General features: G+C 49.2%; 13 protein-coding genes and 1 riboswitch. Of the genes, 3 read left to right on the top strand and 10 right to left on the bottom strand.

The features are described 5' to 3' along the window. Positions 1-45: 45 nt before the first annotated feature. From rpoC to ACI3EZ_RS05845, 6 genes are all read right to left on the bottom strand, one after another. Positions 46-3,714, bottom strand: a complete 3,669-nt coding sequence (rpoC, locus tag ACI3EZ_RS05870; protein WP_405024639.1) for a DNA-directed RNA polymerase subunit beta' — start codon at positions 3,712-3,714, stop codon at positions 46-48. A gap of 31 nt (positions 3,715-3,745) precedes the next feature. After that, positions 3,746-7,372: a DNA-directed RNA polymerase subunit beta gene (locus ACI3EZ_RS05865; RefSeq protein WP_405024640.1), complete on the bottom strand. Its 3,627-nt coding sequence runs from the start codon at positions 7,370-7,372 to the stop codon at positions 3,746-3,748. A 243-nt stretch (positions 7,373-7,615) separates the two neighbouring features. Next, positions 7,616-10,009 carry an ATP-dependent Clp protease ATP-binding subunit gene (locus tag ACI3EZ_RS05860; protein WP_405025813.1) on the bottom strand — a complete coding sequence of 798 codons (2,394 nt, stop codon included), beginning with the start codon at positions 10,007-10,009 and terminating at the stop codon, positions 7,616-7,618. Positions 10,010-10,027: 18 nt separating this feature from the next. Further along, a complete protein-coding gene (locus ACI3EZ_RS05855) occupies positions 10,028-10,495 on the bottom strand; it encodes a CtsR family transcriptional regulator (protein WP_405024642.1) in 468 nt (155 codons plus the stop codon). Positions 10,496-10,995: 500 nt separating this feature from the next. Then, positions 10,996-11,772, bottom strand: coding sequence for a YibE/F family protein (locus ACI3EZ_RS05850; RefSeq protein ID WP_405024643.1), 777 nt, complete (start codon positions 11,770-11,772; stop codon positions 10,996-10,998). Beyond that, a complete protein-coding gene (locus tag ACI3EZ_RS05845; protein ID WP_405024644.1) occupies positions 11,759-12,877 on the bottom strand; it encodes a YibE/F family protein in 1,119 nt (372 codons plus the stop codon). Before ACI3EZ_RS05845 ends, ACI3EZ_RS05850 begins: the two co-directional genes overlap by 14 nt. Positions 12,878-13,101: 224 nt before the next feature. On the opposite strand from ACI3EZ_RS05845, the gene ACI3EZ_RS05840 reads away from it, so the two are divergent. Beyond that, positions 13,102-14,067: a biotin--[acetyl-CoA-carboxylase] ligase gene (locus ACI3EZ_RS05840; RefSeq protein ID WP_405025812.1), complete on the top strand. Its 966-nt coding sequence runs from the start codon at positions 13,102-13,104 to the stop codon at positions 14,065-14,067. 124 nt (positions 14,068-14,191) lie between these two features. On the opposite strand, the gene ACI3EZ_RS05835 is transcribed toward ACI3EZ_RS05840, so the two are convergent. Next, positions 14,192-14,896 (bottom strand): glucosamine-6-phosphate deaminase, encoded by a 705-nt coding sequence (locus ACI3EZ_RS05835; RefSeq protein ID WP_405025811.1) that lies wholly within the window; start codon positions 14,894-14,896, stop codon positions 14,192-14,194. A 178-nt stretch (positions 14,897-15,074) separates the two neighbouring features. On the opposite strand from ACI3EZ_RS05835, the gene ACI3EZ_RS05830 reads away from it, so the two are divergent. Further along, positions 15,075-15,437 (top strand): HesB/YadR/YfhF family protein, encoded by a 363-nt coding sequence (locus ACI3EZ_RS05830; protein ID WP_283582503.1) that lies wholly within the window; start codon positions 15,075-15,077, stop codon positions 15,435-15,437. Between the two features lie 73 nt (positions 15,438-15,510). On the opposite strand, the gene ACI3EZ_RS05825 is transcribed toward ACI3EZ_RS05830, so the two are convergent. From ACI3EZ_RS05825 to glmU, 3 genes are all read right to left on the bottom strand, one after another. Next, the gene (locus ACI3EZ_RS05825) at positions 15,511-16,008 is read right to left on the bottom strand and encodes a GNAT family N-acetyltransferase (RefSeq protein ID WP_405025810.1); all 498 of its coding nucleotides are present in this window, start codon (positions 16,006-16,008) and stop codon (positions 15,511-15,513) included. A 48-nt stretch (positions 16,009-16,056) separates the two neighbouring features. Then, a complete protein-coding gene (locus ACI3EZ_RS05820) occupies positions 16,057-17,037 on the bottom strand; it encodes a ribose-phosphate diphosphokinase (protein WP_405024648.1) in 981 nt (326 codons plus the stop codon). Between the two features lie 69 nt (positions 17,038-17,106). Further along, positions 17,107-18,516 (bottom strand): bifunctional UDP-N-acetylglucosamine diphosphorylase/glucosamine-1-phosphate N-acetyltransferase GlmU, encoded by a 1,410-nt coding sequence (gene glmU / locus ACI3EZ_RS05815; RefSeq protein ID WP_405025809.1) that lies wholly within the window; start codon positions 18,514-18,516, stop codon positions 17,107-17,109. Between the two features lie 164 nt (positions 18,517-18,680). After that, positions 18,681-18,854, top strand: a riboswitch (Lysine riboswitch). A 112-nt stretch (positions 18,855-18,966) separates the two neighbouring features. On the opposite strand from glmU, the gene yjeM reads away from it, so the two are divergent. Next, positions 18,967-20,505, top strand: coding sequence for a glutamate/gamma-aminobutyrate family transporter YjeM (yjeM, locus tag ACI3EZ_RS05810; protein WP_405025808.1), 1,539 nt, complete (start codon positions 18,967-18,969; stop codon positions 20,503-20,505). Positions 20,506-20,647: the final 142 nt, after the last annotated feature.

The raw sequence follows: 20,647 nt of genomic DNA, 5'->3' as shown, positions 1-20,647 counted from the left end.
CCATAACGGAATCCTGGCTCCTCTTTTTTATCCCCTTATTTCGTTCTAATTAACGGAATCGGGTTGATTATCATCGTTCATCTTAAGCTGACTTTCGACGTCGGAAATCGAGTATACGCTGTCCGTTGCAATTGCATCGGGCGTTTCCGGCTCGATGTTGCGGTACTTCGGCATCCCCGTTCCGGCTGGAATCAGCTTCCCGATAATGACGTTTTCCTTCAAACCAACTAGCGGATCGTTCTTGCCCCGAATAGCAGCATCCGTCAGTACCCGGGTTGTTTCCTGGAATGATGCAGCGGATAAGAAACTGTTGGTTTCCAATGACGCCTTAGTAATTCCAAGAAGGACTGGACGGGCCGTTGCTGGTGTCTTACCGGCATACAAAGCCTGCTCGTTATTATCGGTAAAGTCACCGATATCAAGTAGCGTCCCCGGCAGCATATCAGTTTCACCCGGATCCATGACACGAACCTTGCGCAACATCTTCCGGGCCATAACCTCAACGTGCTTATCGGCGATGTCCACCCCTTGCATCCGGTAAACCTTCTGAATTTCGGCCAAAATATACTTTTCGGTTGAAAGGGTGTCACGAACCTGAATCAGTTCTTTCGGGTCAATCGAACCAACCGTTAATGGGTCACCCCGGTGAACTTCATCACCCTCAGCGACCTTTAAGACAGAAGTGAACGGGAGGTCATACGTCCGCGTATCCGTCTCACCCTTAACGGTGATTGTCTTTGTCCGTTCGGCCGGATTCTCCTCAATTGCGTCAATTACCCCTGTAACCTCAGTAATGATTGCCCGTCCTTTCGGGTTCCGGGCTTCAAAGATTTCTTCGACACGCGGTAACCCTTGGGTGATATCGTCTCCGGCAACCCCACCTTGGTGGAAGTTTCGCATCGTCAGCTGCGTCCCTGGTTCACCAATTGACTGGGCAGCCACCGTTCCGACGGCTTCACCCACTTCAACGGCATCCCCAGTTGCCATGTTCCGGCCATAGCACTTCTTACATACCCCATGCCGAGTATTGCAAGTAAATGCTGACCGAATCGTGACACGCTTAATTCCCGCATCAACGACACGCTGCGCGTCATCTTCGTCCATTAAGTGACCGGCCGGAACAAGCGTTTCGCCTGATTCTGGGTCATGAATGGATTTCATCGTGTACCGCCCAAGAATTCGATCGTACAGTGGTTCCACGATTTCGCCGTTGTCGTCCCGGATATCCGTAACAATCAGTCCGCGGTCGGTGCCACAATCCTCCTCGCGAACAATCACGTCCTGGGCCACATCAACTAACCGCCGGGTCAGATACCCAGAGTTAGCCGTCTTCAATGCGGTGTCCGTCATTCCTTTCCGGGCTCCGTGAGAGGAAATAAACATTTCCATCACGGATAATCCTTCCCGGAAGTTTGAGATAACTGGCAGCTCCATTGTCTTCCCGTTCGGGGCAGCCATCAAACCACGCATCCCAGACAATTGCGTGAAGTTGGAAATGTTTCCCCGCGCTCCAGAATCTGACATCATCTGGATTGGATTAGACGGGTCAATATCTTCAACCAGCCGCTGCTGGATCTGATCCTTAGCATCGTTCCAAATTGAAATGACCTGATTATACCGTTCGTCATCCGTAATAAGCCCCCGCCGGAACTGTTTAGCTACCATTGCAACCTTCTGCCGCGCTTCCGCCACAATTTCTGGCTTTTCAGGAACTTCCGTTACGTCGATGAACCCAACGGTTAATCCAGATTTTGTTGATTCAAAATACCCAAGATCCTTCATCCGGTCCAGCAGTTCGGACGTTTCTGTCACCTTGAACTTCTTGTAAACGGCAGCAATGATATCCGACAAGAACCCAGACTTAAATGGTGGAACAATGTCCGTCTTGTTCATGTAATCCATGATATCTTGCCCTGGTTCAAGGAAGTACTTGTCCGGAACCTGTCCGTACAGATTATCGTCTGTTGGCTCGTTAAGGTACGGAAAATCGGTTGGCAAAATCTCGTTAAAGATTGCCTTCCCGGCCGTCGTTACCATGATCCGTTCCTTCTGCCAGGCAGTAAACGGCTTTCCTTGCTTAGCGAGTGAAGCGGTCTCCAATCCAATCCGCGTGTGCAGGTGGACGTAGTTATTTTGATAGGCTAACCGAACTTCGTTAACGTCCTTAAAGATCATGCCTTCACCCTCACGACCCCGTTCTTCTGTCGTGATGTAGTAGTTCCCAATCGTCATATCCTGGGATGGCGAAATAATTGGTTTCCCATCCTTAGGTGCCAGAATATGATGAGCAGCCAGCATTAACAGCCGGGCCTCTGCCTGAGCTTCCGCTGACAGCGGAACGTGGATCGCCATTTGATCCCCATCAAAGTCGGCATTGTAAGCCTCACATACCAGCGGGTGCAGCCGCATAGCCTTTCCATCAACCAGCTTTGGTTCAAAGGCCTGAATTCCTAGCCGGTGCAATGTAGGTGCCCGGTTCAACAGAACAGGGTGTTCCTTGATGACATCTTCTAGAACATCCCAAATATCGTCATCCTGCCGTTCAATTTTCCGCTTGGCATTCTTAATGTTAGAAGCCATATCCCGCTTTTCCAATTCGTGCATCAAGAATGGTTTGAATAATTCAAGTGCCATTTCATGCGGAATTCCCATCTGGTTTAAGCGCAGGCTTGGGCCAACATCAATAACGGAACGACCGGAGTAATCAACCCGCTTTCCTAGCAGGTTCTGCCGGAACCGTCCCTGCTTTCCCTTTAACATGTGGGAAAGGGACTTTAATGGCCGGTTTCCCGGGCCGGTAACTGGCCGGCCACGCCGCCCGTTATCAATCAGGGCATCAACGGCTTCTTGCAGCATCCGCTTTTCGTTTTGGACGATGATTCCCGGGGCGTTTAGGTCTAGCAATTTCTTTAACCGGTTATTCCGGTTAATAACCCGCCGGTACAGGTCGTTAAGGTCAGACGTTGCAAACCGCCCACCTTCAAGCTGAACCATCGGTCGTAAGTCAGGCGGAATTACTGGAATAGCATCCATTACCATCCACTCCGGCCGGTTTCCCGACTTCAGGAATGCTTCAAGGATATCTAACCGGCGAACTGCCCGGGTCCGCTTCTGGCCCGTTGCTTCACGCAGTTCATCCTTTAATTCGGCACATTCCTTTTCCAGGTCAACGTCGGCTAACAATGTCCGCACTGCTTCCGCTCCCATGCTAGCCTGGAACTCGCTGCCAAACTCTTCCCGTTTTTCCCGGTACTCCTGCTCGGTTAGCAGCTGTTTCTTTTCAAGCGGTGTTTCTCCCGGATCCGTAACTACATACGACGCAAAGTAGATAATTTCTTCCAGTGCCCGGGGGCTCATATCCAGGACAAGTCCCATCCGGCTTGGAATCCCTTTAAAGTACCAAATATGAGTTACTGGTGCAGCCAACTCAATGTGGCCCATCCGTTCGCGCCGAACCTTGGCGTTCGTGATTTCAACCCCACACCGGTTGCAAACGTCACCCTTATACCGGATACCCTTGTACTTTCCACAGGCACATTCCCAGTCCTTTGTTGGCCCGAAAATCCGCTCGTCAAACAGCCCATCCTTTTCGGGCTTCAACGTCCGGTAGTTAATTGTTTCAGGCTTCTTGACTTCCCCGTAAGACCAACTCCGGATCTTATCGGAGGAAGCTAAGCCAATCTGCATGCTATCGAATTTATTAACATCGATCACTGAACCAACCTCCCTTTCGTTGTGTTATCCATTATTCTGCATCGTTATCCGTTGCCGCATCATCAGAAGCACCGTTTCCTTCGGTCTCCTGCTTCTTTGCAGCTTCTTCCTTTGCCTTCTTTGCAGCCTGTTCCCGGGCTACCCGGCTCAGTGCATCGACGTTAACGATGTTATCGTCTTCTTCGTCCATGTCGCGCAGTTCGATTTCCTTCTTATCAGGATCTAGAACCTGCATATCTAGTCCCAATGCTTGCAGTTCCTTAACAAGCACCCGGAAAGATTCTGGTACTCCTGGCTGTGGAATCGGTTCGCCCTTAACGATCGCCTCGTAAGCCTTAACACGCCCCACAACGTCATCTGACTTGTACGTTAGAATTTCTTGCAGGGTGTATGCAGCCCCGTAAGCTTCCAGCGCCCACACTTCCATTTCACCAAACCGCTGGCCACCAAACTGAGCTTTTCCTCCAAGTGGCTGTTGGGTAACTAGTGAGTACGGTCCAATTGACCGGGAATGAATCTTATCTTCAACCATGTGGGCAAGTTTCATGTAGTACATGACCCCGACAGCAATTCGGTTATCAAATGCTTCCCCGGTACGGCCATCGTACAAGACTGACTTCCCGTCGTCCGGTAACCCAGCTTCCCGAAGCGCATCCCACATGTCTTCGTCGGTTGCTCCGTCAAAGACTGGTGATGCCACGTGCACACCAAGTTCCTTTGCAGCCATTCCAAGGTGTAAGTCCAATACCTGCCCGATATTCATCCGGGATGGAACCCCCATTGGTGACAACATGATGTCAATCGGCGTTCCGTCAGGCATAAACGGCATATCTTCTTCGGGGATTACGATTGAGACCGTCCCTTTGTTTCCGTGCCGACCAGCCATCTTATCACCAACTTGGAGCTTCCGTTTCTGGGCGATGTAAACCCGAACCATCATGTTAACACCTGGTGAAAGTTCATCGCCGTTTTCCCGGGTGAAAATCTTAACATCCTGGACGATTCCGCCACCACCGTGAGGAACCCGCAGGGAAGTATCCCGAACTTCCCGAACCTTTTCACCAAAGATAGCGTGCAGTAACCGCTCTTCAGCGGATAGTTCTGTCATTCCCTTTGGCGTCACCTTTCCGACCAGAATATCACCATCGTGCACTTCCGCTCCAATCCGGACAATTCCAAATTCATCGAGGTCCTTTAAGGCATCCTCCCCAACGTTTGGAATTTCACGCGTAATTTCTTCCGGCCCAAGTTTAGTATCCCGTGCTTCACTTTCGTGTTCTTCGATGTGAATTGACGTGTACACGTCTTCCTTGACCAGCCGTTCGTTAATAGCAATGGCATCTTCGAAGTTGTACCCGTCCCAAGTCATGAACGCAATCAGCGGGTTTTGCCCCAGCGCTAATTCACCCTGATCCATTGCTGGCCCGTCTGCTAACACTTCATCAGCGTCGACCTTTTCACCCACACGGACAATCGGAGTCTGGTTGTAGTTCTTTCCTCCGTTTGACCGGCGGAACTTCATTAACTTGTACGTGTCCAGGGACCCATCCTCACGCCGAACACGAATTTCCTTCGCATCCACGTACTCAACCGTCCCAGCATTTTTACATAGTAAGGCTACTCCAGAGTCGTGCGCTGCCTTGTATTCAATCCCCGTTCCAACAAGCGGAGCGTGCGGCTCAATTAAAGGCACAGCCTGCCGCTGCATGTTAGCCCCCATTAGGGCCCGATTAGAGTCATCGTTTTCCAGGAATGGAATACATGCCGTTGCAACGGCAACAACCTGCTTCGGTGACACGTCCATGTAGTCAACTTTATCCACGGAAATTTCAACGTTATCATCCTTATGCCGGGCCATAACCACCTTGTCCTTAAAGGAACCGTCGTCGTTTAACGGTGAGTTAGCCTGAGCAACAACGTAGTTATCTTCCTCGTCAGCTGTCAGGTAGTCAATCTTGTCTGTAACCTTATGAGTATCCCATGAAACGCGGCGGTATGGTGTTTCAATGAATCCGTACTTATTGACCCGCGCGTAGGTTGACAAGCTGTTAATCAAACCAATGTTTGGCCCTTCAGGTGTTTCAATCGGACACATCCGGCCGTAGTGCGTGTAGTGCACGTCCCGGACTTCGTATCCAGCCCGGTCACGCGTCAACCCGCCCGGTCCAAGGGCTGATAACCGCCGCTTATGCGTTAATTCGCCAAGCGGATTCGTTTGGTCCATGAACTGGGATAACTGGGAGCTCCCAAAGAATTCCTTGATTGAAGCGACCACCGGCCGAATGTTAATTAATTGCTGGGGCGTTACCGTAGCGGTATCCTGAATGGACATCCGTTCACGAACAACCCGTTCCATCCGGGAAAGCCCAATCCGAAACTGGTTTTGGAGCAGTTCACCCACGGAACGAATCCGCCGGTTCCCTAAGTGGTCAATGTCATCCGTCGTCCCAATCCCTTCCTGCAAATTAAAGAAGTAATTAATGGATGCCACAACATCAGCTGGCGTAATGTGCTTGTAGTTCAAGTCAACGTTTCCGTTACCAATCATGTTTAATTCTTGCTCTGGATTTTGCTCAGAGTAGACCTTAATAATCTGGAGTTTCATCGGCTCTTGAACAACACCATCTTTAGCCGGATGGAACGTAACCATCTTGAAGTCGTCCCGTTTCAGGTACGGTGCCAACTTATCCATTACCCGCTTATCCAGCAAATCGCCCTTCTTAACAAGAATTTCACCCGTATCCGGGTCTGCTAACGTTTCGGCAACCCGCTTGTTTAACAGCCGCCGCTTTAAATCAAGCTTCATGTTCATCTTATAACGACCAACAGCTGCCAAATCATAGCGCTTTGGGTCAAAGAACCGGGCTGTCAGCAAGCTCCGTGCTGAGTCCGCCGTCTTCGGTTCCCCCGGCCGTAACCGCTCGTAAATGTCCTTTAGTGATTCCTCTACCCGGGAATCTTCCGTGTTCTTATGGATATCCTTTTCCAGCGTCAACATTAAGCTGTCAGTTTCTCCGAGCATCTCAATGATTTCACTATCAGAGCCATACCCCAAGGCCCGAATCAGCTCGGTAATTGGAAGTTTCCTCGTCCGGTCAATCCGCACGTACCCGATATCCTTGGTATCCGTTTCGTATTCAAGCCAGGCACCCCGGTTAGGAATTACGGTCGTCCCGTAACTTGTCCGGCCGTTCTTATCAACTTCAGAGTTGTAGTACACCCCTGGAGAACGAACCAGCTGGGAAACAATTACCCGTTCAGCCCCATTGATAATAAACGTTCCTTGCTTGGTCATCAGCGGAAAGTCCCCAAAGAAAACATCCTGGGACTTAATCTCGCCAGTTTCCTTATTAATTAGGCGTAAGGTAACGTGTAACGGCGCCGAGTAATTAGCATCGTGCTGCCGCGCTTCCTCCACCGTATACTTTGGTTCCAATAACTGGTAATCAACAAATTCAAGCGATAGGTTCCCGGCGAAATCTTCAATTGGCATGATGTCTTCGAACATTTCGCGTAACCCTTCATCGAGGAACCAATTGTACGAATTCGTCTGAATTTCGATCAAATTCGGGAGATCCAAAACTTCCTTGATTCGGGAGTAACTTCTCCGTACACGGTGCTTGCCGTATTTTACCAAGTGTCCTGCCAAGCTGTTCACCCCTCATTAAGATTCCGCAAATTTAGCAATATTACATTTTTGTTACAAATCTCCAAAAATCACCCTTACCAGGGCTTTTGTAGCAAAAAAAAACCAAAAACAGTTTCAAACGGTCCATCCCGCCATCACTATTTTTGCTTCTTCATAACCCAGCATGGACAATAGATCACACTGAGTTGCTAAATTCACAGTTTTTTCAACTACGTATTCTACCTTGAATCTACTAATAAGTCAACGGTATCCTTACTTAGGCGTTACCGTAATTTGCCCCCGCCGGGCACCAACGGTCACCGTCATTCCTGCAGTTACCGTTCCTGCTAAAATTGCAGTACTCAACCGGTCCCCAATCAACCGCTGCAAGGCACGCCGCAATGGCCGTGCCCCGTACTCCGGTTTATAACCAGCATCCACAACCGCATCAACGGCTGCCGGAGTTATTTGAAGCCGAATTTTCTGATTGTCAAGGCGCGCCGCCAATGGTTTCACCATCAACCGCACAATTTGCCGGAGCTGTGGTTTAGTTAGTGCATGAAAGACAAGCACGTCATCAACCCGGTTAATAAATTCAGGACGAAAATGGCGTTTCACCGCCGCATGCACCGCAGTCGCCATCGCATCGTAATCATCAGCGGCGTTAACCGCGCCAAACCCAACGCTTTTTTCGTCGCGCAGCGTGGTGGCACCAAGGTTTGACGTCATAATGATGATCGTGTTTCGAAAATCAACTTTCCGGCCCTTTGAGTCAGTCAAAAAGCCGTCATCCAAGACCTGGAGCAAAAGGTTAAACACGTCCGGATGAGCCTTTTCAACCTCATCAAACAATACCACCGAATACGGGTGTTGGCGAACCTGTTCGGTTAGCTGTCCTCCCTCATTAAACCCAACGTATCCGGGCGGGGATCCAACTAACCGGCTTGCGTTAAACCGTTCCATATATTCACTCATATCGATCCGAATCAGACTTGCCGCATCACCAAACACACTTGCCGCTAACGCCTTTGCGAGTTCTGTTTTTCCCACCCCCGTCGGTCCTAAAAACATAAATGAACCAAGGGGCCGCTTGGATGAACTGATCCCACTCCGGGCCCGCCGAATTGCCCGGGCAACCGCACTGACCGCCTCATCCTGACCAATTACTTGCCGGTGAAGTTCCCGTTCAAGGTGCACAAGACGCTGCTGCTCACTCCGGGTAATTCGGGTAACTGGAATCCCCGTCCACGCCGCAACTACTGCCGCAACATCTTCCGCCGTAACGGTTCCATGTACCCGGGGCTGTTTTCTACGACCAGACGCTCTCCTTAGCTGCATTGCCCGGGAAAAATCCCCCTGTTCAAGTGCCCCTTGGAACTGCTGGCTCTTATCATCCCGGCCATCATTCTGATTCTTACGTTGAGCAACACGGAGCTGAACGTGGGCTGCTGCCTCATCCATCAAATCAATCGCTTTGTCCGGCAGCTGCCGGGCAGGGAGGTACCGCACACTAAGGCGAACCGCTGCATCCAAGGCAGCATCACTAATTCTTACCCCGTGATGCTGTTCGTACCGGGGACGCAACCCCCGTAAAATCATTCTTGCCTGTTGCGCGCTTGGCGCCGCCACCGGAACCCGGGCAAACCGCCGTTCGAGGGCGGGATCCGCTGCAACGTACTTTTGAAATTCTGCCTGGGTAGTTGCCCCGATTACCTGAACAGCGCCCCGAGCCAAAGCGGGTTTCATGATATTCGCCGCATCAATTGCTCCTTCCGCGCCTCCAGCACCAACGAGGGTATGTAGTTCGTCAACAAAAAGTATAACGTGCCCATCCCGGTTCACCTCAGCCAGCACCTCTTTTAATCGGTCTTCAAATTCTCCCCGGTACTTTGTCCCCGCAACAAGCGCCCCCATCTCAAGGGCCATTAACCTTACCGAGTATAGGGATGGCGGAACCTTTCCCGCAACAATCTGCTGAGCGAGGCCCTCCACAACCGCGGTTTTACCAACCCCCGCATCTCCTAAGAGCACTGGATTATTCTTTGTGCGCCGGCTTAAAACTTGAATCAACCGGTCAATTTCCGCCTCACGGCCTAAAACAGGGTCTAACTCTCCTGCACGCGCTTGGGCCGTCATGTCGGTTGCAAGCTTATCCAGTGTTGGGGTGGCAGAACGTTGGGCTGCTTTATTCTCCTGGTGGAGTTTTTTTTGTAGCCGCCGGTAATCTGTCTCCGTCATTCCAAGCTGCTTTAAAACCCGCCGTCGTAACTGGCGAACGTTAACTCCCAGGTTCACCAGAATCTGAACGCCAAGGGTTTGTTCGTTCTGTAATAACGCTAATAATAACAAACCAGTATCAACCTCTGCGCGGTCTAATAATCGGGCCATCGTTAGCGCCCGTTTCTGGATTATTTGAACACGGGGGGATTCTGGGTGCTGGGCCCGCCGCCAATGCTGTCCCGAGCGAATCATCCCGCTAAGCTGTTCAATCACATCAGCAGGTGTAATAATCTCTTGCCGCAAAACAAGTCCTGCAACCCCATCTTCCTCGGTTAACAACCCCAATAGGAGGTGAGGAGTAGCTACAGTATCATGATGACACCGCCGCGTCTGGGTTTCCGCCATCTTCAAGGCTTGTTGAGCACTCTTTGTATACTTAACTATCATCCAATTACCACCTCACCCTTAGTCCACACACCGCAGCCGGTTAAGCAGGGCAATCATCATCCGGGCCCGCACCGCTGCCTCAACCATTCGGTCACCTACATTTAACGCATCGTGTCCCATTACCGTTAACAAAAGGTTTCCTTCCTTCCGTGACAGCAACTTATTCTCGTACAACGTCTGGACGATGTGAAGCGCATCCACTGAGCTTAACCGGTCGCCCACCATCTCAATCAACTGATCAATAATTTGAGTGTCATTCACCAGGTCGACTTTTTCAATTCGAATGTAACCACCTCCGCCCCGCTTGCTTTCAACCAGGTATCCATCCTGAACAGTAAACCGGGTTTTAATTACATAGTTAATCTGTGACGGGACGACGTCAAAACGCTCAGCAACTTCTGAACGCTTAATTTCGACCTGCCGACTTTCTGCCAAAATTTCCTTTAAGTACCGCTCAATAATATCAGAAACGTTTCTGCTCTGCATCAAAGTCACCCCCTTGTCTGACTATTTTTGACTAAATTATAGATGATTTTCAACCGGATGAAAAGACGCACCTAGCTATTAAAAAGAACCGTAACTTACATCACGCTTCCCATCAATGACCGAAATCATAGCAGTTTTCCGCCGCTTTTTCTATTTTATTAAATCGCACCGTTACCAGTCCCGTTTACGCTGTCATATCAGCATAAACGGCTCTCACCCTTTTTCTAGCCATCTCACCCAAACCGTTGCAAGCTTTTTATCAATTCTTCTTAAGAAGGTCGCTAGCAAACTAAAAAGCAACCCAATTTACAGGTCGCTTCCCTCTTTATTTTAAAATTAATGCAACAATTATCAAAACCGCTCCAACTAAGAGGACTAACCCCCAAACCCAAGCAACCTGCCCCAGGGATTTCTCTCCATCCTAATAACTTGCCAGCACCACTAATAATTAAAACCGCCGCACACCAACCCATTATATAGTGAAAATCGTTGGCCTTCATTCACTTGGATAAGTTCTCTCTTCTCCGGGTTTCCCGTTTAACCTTTCCGGCCATCATCTGTGTCGTAATCCAAATCACCAGGATAACCGCAATAGCCGAATATAACACCATCATACTTTCCGCGACAAAAATCTTAGAATTTAAATAATAACCAAACGTTGCCTTTAACTTATACAACAGAACAAACAGGGCCAAGTCGCCCCCAAACATCCCAAAAAACAACGTGTTAAACGTCATCCCCATAATTTGGAACCCGATATTCCGACCACTCCGCCGTACAGCTGCCACACTAATTCCTGGGTTTTGTTCAATCACTTCCCGCAACCCGCTTGCAATGGCAATTGCGGCCTCTGAAATTGCGCCAAGGGTGCTAAGCATCGTTGTTGCAATCGTAATGGCCTCAAAATTTGCCCCCACAAGGAGGTTAAACTGCTCAATTTCATCCGTTTGCTCGTTACCAAACCCCTTAATCTGGGCAAAATGGTCCAATGGAACGATCAAGATAATCATGGCGCACAGTACAATGAGGGTTGCAATAAAGGCAATCCGCGCCGTTTGTTCATCGTTATTTCCCAGATAAATCGTAATCGCCAAGATTGCAATCCCAACAAATAATGCCACCCAAATCGGGGCAAACCCAGCTGAAATCAAAATAATCGCAATAAACATTAGCACAAAATTGAGGGCAACGCTGCCAAAAGCAGCAATTCCTCGTTTCCCGCCAACAAGGCACATCAACACCGCCATCACAACCGTTAACGCACTAATTGATGCCATTTAACCGTCCCTTCTTTCCTAACACAACCGCTGCCAAACAGCTGGCCGACGGAATTACAAGCGCAATCCCAATCCCACTAATTAGGGCTTGAATAATCCCCAGTTCCATCGTCCACTGGAACGTATACCCAATTGGGTTCCCCGTTCTAAAGTAAAGAACGGCCACCGCAATTGTCTCCGCAAAAAAGATCAGGAGCAAAACGTTAATCAACGGGCCTAAAATCGACCGTCCGACTTCCTGCCCCGACTTGAACAGTTGCAGCCGGGAAATGTCCGGGTCCGCCCGGTGCATTTCAAACAGGGTTGAAACAATATCGGTTGCGGCATCCATGACCGCCCCTAAGAGCCCAATCACGGTCGCCGATAAAAACAGTTCCTGTGGTGATTGGGTAGCATACCCCAACGCTTCATAGTGCACCCCTGCGTTATGCGTAAACTGGAGTGTCCCGATTCCGATTACGAATGCCAACGTGGTCCCGGTAACAATCGCCAGAAACGTTACCAAACATTGGCGGTTAATCCCAATTACCAAGCACAGCGTTAATCCCGTAAAAAGAAGCGCACTCAATGCAAACAGCCAGAAAAAATGGGTTAAGTTTAGGTTCACATCTAGCCGAACAAAAAATAAAAACAAAATAAAGTTAACCGCTACGCTTAATAACGTACGCAATCCATGGGCGTGCATCACAAGATATAAAAGAACAACCACCAACCACGCTAGCATTAACAGTGCCGTGTCACGCTTAAACCGCGAAGCCGTCGCGTAATACGTTCCGTGAACCCGCCGAATATTCGTCAGAAAAATATGCTGTCCCCGATGGAAATCCTGATCAAGCGCACCTGACCGCGAAAACGTGTTATGAATGATGATCCGGCGTCCCCGGTGACGCCCATTTGTTTGTACCACCGTAAGTCGTTGCCGGGTTTGGTAGTCGACATTTTTGTACTCGTCGGTCTGCCGGACTGCCTTCCCGTCCTTTACCGCGATAACTTCACCAATTGTTTGGTGATACATAAAATCATCGTGCGTACTAAAAAGAAAAAGGGCTAATCCGCTCAGGATAATCACCATAATTTCAATTAATGTTCGTCGTCTTAACTTCATCAAATCCCAGCTTTCATAAAATGTTCCGGTTCGTTATCACCGGGCGTCTGCTGGAGCGGCGAACGCCTTAAGGAACTTAGGGTGTTCAAGGTTCGCCCGGTCACTTCTCAGCGCCACCGTTACTTTCACAAAATACCATTATCCGCATAACTTGGAAAGGTCTAATCCCATATTGAACCCAATTCTTTCCTTTCCTATAATGTTTGTAACAGGGAGGGGTTCTCATGGAAAGTTATCATCAAATTCTTCAGTTACTTGCAACCACGGATGGGTTTATCTCGGGGCAAACCATTGCTGACCAGTTAAACTGCTCACGCACTGCGGTATGGAAGGGAATTAACACCCTCCGCGATAACGGCTATGTCATTGAAAGTGGGGGAAAACGAGGCTATCACTTAGCCGATAATGGCAAACTAGCCGTCCCCCTAATCCAGCGGGCAATGCATTCCACCACCCCCCTATCAATCGAGGTTGCCGCAACTCTCCCATCGACAAACGCGAAAGCAAAGGAGCTCAGTACAAAACACCCCACCACCCCCATTGCCATTATTGCGGATACCCAAACCGCAGGATATGGCCGGCAGGGGCGAACGTTTTTTTCCCCCGCAGGAACGGGCATCTACGTTACGCTTCTTCTGCCGCACCTAACGAATTCTCTTAACCCGGGGCTTCTTACGACCAGTACGGCCGTTGTCCTAAGTCAAACAATTAGTCGCCTTCTAGGCGTTGAACCAACAATTAAGTGGGTTAACGATGTCAACGTTAACGGCCAAAAGGTTGCTGGTATTCTAACAGAGGGAATTGCCGACTTTGAAACCCGCGGTCTTGGCGCGATAATTATCGGAACGGGCATCAATTATCTCACCCCCGCTGCCGCCTTTCCCCCTGAGGTGGCCGGCAGGGGCGTCGGTACCCTGGAAGAAGCCGCCAAAAAAGCAGGGGTCTCCCGGAACGTCTTTATCGGCGCGTACCTCGACGGTTTGTTGGGGATGCTAAACAGTTATACTACCGGTAAGTACATGGACGAATACCGTAAACGGTGTGATTTAATCGGGAAGGCCATCACCATTCAACAGGGAACAACTAAGATTACTGGTACCGTCCAAACCATTAACAACGTAGGACAACTAGTCCTTACAACCGGACAAGTATTTAGTGCGGGTGAAGTAACCAAAGTACGCCCACAATAAAAATAAGCATAATCAATAGTGGGTAGCCCCTATCAGGGACTACCCACTATTAATTTTAGTTAAACAGTCAACGGAAAACTTTGTTAGTTATGGATTTGGAGAATGCTCCGTTTCCTGTAATAACCTACTTTAATTTAGCCGCAGCCGCTTCATCAACAATCACCGTAACGTCTGGGTGCCGTTGCAAAATACTTGCCGGAACTTCTGGTATCACCGGGCCGGCAACCATCGCCGCGACAGCAGCTGCCTTTTTTTCACCGAATGCCTCCAGCAAAATTTGCTTCGCTGCCATAATCTGCCCAATTCCCATCGAATAAGCGTACCGCGGCACGTCCGTTTCGTTATCAAAGTAGCGGGCATTCGCTTCAATCGTTGACTTTGTCAGTTCAATCTTCCGGACCTTCCCGTCAACCGGCGATCCCGGTTCATTAAACCCAATGTGACCGTTTCGCCCAATCCCTAAAAGCTGTAAGTCAACCGGATGCGCCGCAATCACCTTATTGTACCGGACGATCTCAGCATCCGGATCCGTTGCTAACCCATTGGGCAGATAATTAGCCTTAAACGGCTTGGCGTCAAAAAGATGCGTTCGCATATAATAGTGATAGCTTTGCGGGTTGTCCGGCCCTAGCCCAACGTACTCGTCCAGGTTAACCGACGTACACTGGCTAAAGTCCAGGTCACTGGCAACCAATTCCTTGTACGTTGTCTCAGGGGTCCCCCCTGTCGCTAACCCGAACGTCCGGGCACCGTCTGTGAGTGCTGCTGCAAAGATCTTCAGGGCTTCCTTGCCCCCGTCATTTTCATTTGCAACCCGAATAACTTTCATGGTTTCGCCCCTTTCAAATTGGTATAGTCCTTTTTGGTATAGTCCAATTATAACTATTCAAACGCTGAAATGCAACCATTTTATGCTTTAAATTAAACCGGTTTCATCTTTTGAGTGGCAGTCCCGGATAAAACGTAATATAGTAAGATTAAAAGAAAGGTTATACGGAGGAAAAACAATGAAACTTACAATTACTCCTGCGGCCAGCGAATGGTTCCGCACCGAACTTCACGTTCCTGCTGGAGGGGGCGTCAAACTGTTCGGTAAGGTTTACGGTAACACCAACGTTCATCAGGGTTTCTCACAAGCCTTTCAACGCTGTGACGAACCCGTTGATCCGGTTTTTGATCAGGTGATTGACGGTATCCACTATTACGTGGAGGCATTTGACGCGTGGTTTTTTGACGGTCTCGACCTCAGCATTGACCTCGACGCAGAGTATGATGGGCCTAAATTCACGTTTAGCCACACCGACGGCATTACCGACACGGTTGTTGGTGATGTTGATGGGGTTTCGAGTGCATCCTATCACGGGGAGTAGCAGTGCGTTATTTAAAAAGGAGGCTGGAATTTATATTCCACCCTCCTTTTTATTGTGCTCATTACCCTTCCACTCAGTCTAACCGCCGTTCGTAAAGAAGCATTCTCACTTCTCCGTGGGTCCCGCCAACCAGTTGCTGGCGTAAGTAAAATCCCGTATGCTGGGCAACGCGTTGGCTTCGCAGGTTATCAGCCGCGGTAATTAACTGCAAACTGGTTAACCCTGCTTGCTGAACCCGGGGAAAAAGTTGTCTCAAAGCCGCAATGACATAGCCGTTCCCCCACGCCGCATTCTCCAACCAGTACCCCACATCCGCCGTTATTGCGGACATGTTTTCCAGCGTAAGCATTCCCACGGCTTGCCCGTTAACCCGGATAACATACCCCACACCACTTCTCTGGCGCCAAGCGTCAACGTACTGGCTAACGAATTGCTGGGCCGCAGCGAGCGTGGTAACTGCCCGTAATGCAGGGAGCCACCGTTCCAACTGGGCCCGACTTTGCTTAATTAAGTGGTACAAAACCCTTGCATCCTGGGGACGAACCCGACTAATTGTTACCGGTGTTTTCACCTCATCCCTCCAAAAAAGGAGGTGCTTACTGGCACCTCCGGTGATTCATTAATGCTTAGCACTCTCAAACCGGGTGTTAAACAACGGGCTAACTGATTCATTTTCATGGATCCGGCTGATGGCATCCCCAATAAGTGGGCCAACCGAAACCTGGATTAACTTATCAATCTGCTTTTCTTCTGGCAGTTGAATGGAATCAGTCACAACCAACTGCTTAATCGGTGAATTCTCAATCCGTTCAATTGCCGGCCCGGATAAGACCGGATGTGTTGCGCAGGCATACACATCGGTGGCACCTGCATCCATTAATGCTTGGGACGCAAGCGTAATAGTCCCCGCCGTATCAATCATATCATCGATTAAAATGCACCGCTTGCCCTTAACGGAACCAATGATGTTCATCACTTCTGCTACGTTTGCCCGCGGCCGCCGTTTATCAATAATTGCAATTGGCGCTTTGAGAAATTCAGCAAGTTTCCGGGCTCGGGAAACACCCCCATGATCAGGAGAAACAACCACTGCATCTTTATCTAAATTATTAGTTAAAAAGTAATCTGCTAACAGCGGCGCCCCCATCAGGTGGTCAACCGGTATATCAAAGAAGCCCTGAATTTGAGCAGCGTGGAGGTCAAGCGCAATCACCCGGTTAGCCCCTGCCTTTTCAATCATATCAGCCACCAACTTAGCGGTAATTGGCTCCCGGGAGCGCACTTTCCGATCCTGCCGGGCATAACCATAATACGGAATTACAACATTAATCGTTGCCGCACTAGCCCGCCGCAAAGCATCAATCATGATCAACAGTTCCATCAGGTTATCGTTCACCGGCGCCGACGTTGACTGGACGATAAAAATTTCGTCCCCCCGGACACTTTCCTCAATGTTAATCCGAATTTCTCCGTCACTAAACCGGTCAACCGACGTCTTCCCCAGCGGAATCCCCATGGCGTCAGCAATCTTCTGTGCTAACGGCTTATTAGAATTCAACGCAAACAGCTTAATCTTTGAGTCTGAATTATGTCCCGACATGGTAGCCTCCATATGTTTAAATCTATGGTTAATTCTAATTCATGCACCGCCATTCAAGCAAGCAGATTCCTACTTTTCACCGTACTTTTCAGCATTTTTCTTTGCGGCTTCCGCCACCGGATAACGATCGTAATATCCCTTCTTATTAACTTGCCGACCACGAGCAATCCCCATGGCGTGGGGCGCAACGTCATCCGTTATCGTTGACCCCGCTGCAACGTATGCATGGTCCCCAATTTCAACCGGTGCAATAATGTTTGATCCGCTTCCGATGAACGAATAATCGCCAACATTCGTATGGTGTTTGTTTTCACCATCGTAGTTAACGAAGACCGTCCCACATCCAATATTAATTTCTTTCCCCAGGGTGGCATCCCCAACATAGGTAAGGTGCCCCACCTTGGTGTTTTGACCAATCTGCGCGTTCTTAACTTCGCAGAAGTTTCCGATATGAACCCCTTCACCAATCTCTGCCTTTGGCCGGAGGTGACTGTACGGTCCAATATTACTATCCTTATGCATTACCGCATTTTCAAGGAATGATGCCGTTACCGTTACGCCATTCTCAATGACACTATCCCGAATCTCGGAGTGCGCACCAACCACACAATCACTCCCAATGATTGTCTTCCCTTTAAGCACCACCCCAGGTTCAATTACAGTATCGTTCCCAATCTGGACATCCGCATCAATGTACGTGGTCGCTGGGTCGATCATGGTAACCCCGTTTTGCATGTGGTGGGTGTTAATTCGCTGCTGCATCACCCGCGTTGCGTTTGCCAGCGCCACCCGATCATTAACGCCCATTGATTCCGTGAAGTCGTCCATTTGGAAGGCGTCGACCTGTTTACCAGCCTGTTTTAAGATACCAATGACATCCGTGAGGTAGTACTCACCCTGCGCGTTATCGTTGGATAACTGGTGAAGTGCGGCAAATAATTCCTTATTATCAAAACAATACACACCCGTGTTAATTTCCTGAACAGCTGCTTCTTCTGAAGTTGCGTCCTTCTGTTCAACAATCTTGGCAACCGTTTCATCCGCATTCCGGATAATCCGTCCATAGCCAAACGGTTGTTCCGTATGCGCCGTTAAAACCGTGGCTGCCGCTCCTTGTTGCTCGTGGTAAGCAAACAACTGTTTAAACGTCGTCGCGGTAAATAATGGGGTATCACCACACGTTACGAGGGTAACGCCATCCTTGGGACCCAAAACATCCTCCGCTTGCATCACGGCGTGCCCCGTTCCAAGCTGTTCCGCCTGCAAAGCATAGGTGGTTCGCTCACCAAGAAGGCGCTTAACCTGATCCGCACCGTGACCAACAATAGTCACAATCTGGTCAATTCCAACCTGCTCCAGTTGAGTTAATACGTGATCAACCATTGCCCTCCCACAAACGGGGTGGAGGACCTTATATAACTTCGACTTCATTCGGGTTCCCTGACCTGCTGCTAAAATCACTGCATATTTCTCTGTCATAATTCCTCAAATCCTTTATTAACTAACTAATCTTAATCTTACTCCATGTCCTGAAGAGACGCAATTTTAGCTTCAAATCATAATTCCAACATTTAATAGAATAATTGAAAAAATATTCGCCTTTCCTTGACGATCACGAATGAACGTAGTATAAAGTTGGTAAATAAGGTAATAGAGGTCGCGACCAATAAGAGTACCTTTTCGGAGGCTTGCCCACGCCGATGATGAAAAGCGAAAGGAGCGGTTGCCGAAGCATCAGTTCTTGGGATGAGCTGAGTGCTGGGACGTAGTTGAATAAGCTACGGACTGTCGCAGTAATGCGGAGCGCTATTCACACGGAACGGATAAACCCCTCCTGGTGCATGTGGTGCCCGGAGGGGTTTTCTTCACCAGTAGTGTTAGCCAACCTTTATTAATTATTTAATCCAATTAATTAAGGAGCGGTTACTGATGGAAAACAGTCAACGCAAAATGTCAATGTGGAGCCTGGTCTTAATGATCTTTGCCGCCATTTATGGGCTTGGTAATACGACCGTCGGCTTCTACCAAATGGGATACGGTGCAATGCTCTGGTACGTTTTAGGGGCACTATTCTTCTTCATCCCTAGTTCACTTATGTTCGCGGAATATGGTTCCGCCCTCCAAGACAGCCAAGGAGGAATCTACTCGTGGCTCCAAGCTAGCATCGGCGAAAAGCCCGCGTTCATCGGAACTTTTATCTGGTACGCAGCATGGGTTATCTGGCTGGTGACAAACTTCTCAACGATTTCAGTTTCAATCTCGGGGGCTATTTTTGGAAGGGATACTACCCAGTCATGGCACCTCTTCGGATTAACGTCCAACCAAACACTTGGGTTAATCGGAATTACCCTCCTCGTCTTCGCGACGTTCGTATCAACCCGCGGGTTTGATAAGATTGAAAAAATCGCCAGTTTCTGTGGAACGTTTATTATTGGAGTAGCCATCTTCTTTCTTATTGTCAGTGCTATCTACCTGGTAGTCGTTCATGGTCACCTCGCTCAACCATTAACCACCCAGAGTATGGTAAGATCCCCGAATCCCGCATTCGGCTCACCCATCGCACTAATGTCGTTCTTTGTTTACGCGGTCTTTGCGTATGGCGGAATGGAAACGATGGGCAGCACCATCGATAAGGTAAAGGACCCAGACAAAAATTTCCCACGGGGGATTATCATTGCCGCTATCGGCATGATTGTAATCTACTGCATCGGTGTCCTTGCTTGGGGGGTTACCGCTAACTGGCACCGGGTTTTAAGTGGCAGCAACGTTGACCTAGGGAACATTACCCTGGTATTAATGAGTAACCTTGGATATTCAATTGCGCACACTCTTCTCCACACATCCGTTGCCACCGCAAAAATATGGGGATTATGGGCCGACCGGATTATCGGGATTGAAGAAATCTTTTCAATTTTTGGGGCCATCTTCATCCTCATCTACTCCCCGTTAAAGACAATGATTATTGGAACCCCGCAACGGTTATGGCCAACTAAACTCACCAAGCTCAATGAACACGGAATGCCAGCAACTGCCATGTGGCTCCAAACCATTATGGTTGTGCTGATTATCCTCGGGGTTTCCTTTGGGGGTAAATCCGCGCAGGCATTCTACACTGTTCTGCAGGATATGAACAACGTCACAACCTCCGTGCCGTATCTCTTCTTGATTGCGGCCTTCCCGTTCTTTAAGAAACGGCATGACTTAGAACGGCCATTTGAGATCTACACCAACCGGGCATTGACCACAACAGTTTCGTTTATTAGCTGGACTACCGTTTTCATGGGGATCGTCTTTACGGTTATCCAACCACTCCTTCAACACGACCTTTATACCGCCTTCTGGACGGTCTTTGGCCCAGTCTTCTTCGGCATCGTTGGCTGGAGCTTCTACTCCCTAGCTGGTTACCGGCAGCGCCACCGAACTGCAACGGGAATCCCCGTTGCAGAAGAGCTAAACAGCAACGATTAGTTACCATAATAAAAAATGAGGGTGTGATGAATGTCACACCCTCATTACTATTTTCGTTAATTCGGTGCCAAGGCAACCGGGCCAAATAGAAGTACTAACCGCCGAATCTTTCCCTTGCGATTCACGCTGCTTGCCCATCACC

The organism is Ligilactobacillus sp. LYQ60, assembly GCF_045033015.1.
GTDB lineage: Bacteria > Bacillota > Bacilli > Lactobacillales > Lactobacillaceae > Ligilactobacillus.
This window is presented reverse-complemented; position numbering and strand designations above follow the sequence as displayed.

Coding starts and splice junctions, on each gene's coding strand:
- ACI3EZ_RS05830 (WP_283582503.1), top strand. CDS start 15,075: ATGAAACTTACAATTACTCCTGCGGCCAGCGAATGGTTCCGCACCGAA.
- ACI3EZ_RS05855 (WP_405024642.1), bottom strand. CDS start 10,495: ATGCAGAGCAGAAACGTTTCTGATATTATTGAGCGGTACTTAAAGGAA.
- ACI3EZ_RS05820 (WP_405024648.1), bottom strand. CDS start 17,037: ATGTCGGGACATAATTCAGACTCAAAGATTAAGCTGTTTGCGTTGAAT.
- ACI3EZ_RS05835 (WP_405025811.1), bottom strand. CDS start 14,896: ATGAAAGTTATTCGGGTTGCAAATGAAAATGACGGGGGCAAGGAAGCC.
- ACI3EZ_RS05840 (WP_405025812.1), top strand. CDS start 13,102: ATGGAAAGTTATCATCAAATTCTTCAGTTACTTGCAACCACGGATGGG.
- glmU (WP_405025809.1), bottom strand. CDS start 18,516: ATGACAGAGAAATATGCAGTGATTTTAGCAGCAGGTCAGGGAACCCGA.
- ACI3EZ_RS05845 (WP_405024644.1), bottom strand. CDS start 12,877: ATGAAGTTAAGACGACGAACATTAATTGAAATTATGGTGATTATCCTG.
- yjeM (WP_405025808.1), top strand. CDS start 18,967: ATGGAAAACAGTCAACGCAAAATGTCAATGTGGAGCCTGGTCTTAATG.
- ACI3EZ_RS05850 (WP_405024643.1), bottom strand. CDS start 11,772: ATGGCATCAATTAGTGCGTTAACGGTTGTGATGGCGGTGTTGATGTGC.
- ACI3EZ_RS05860 (WP_405025813.1), bottom strand. CDS start 10,009: ATGATAGTTAAGTATACAAAGAGTGCTCAACAAGCCTTGAAGATGGCG.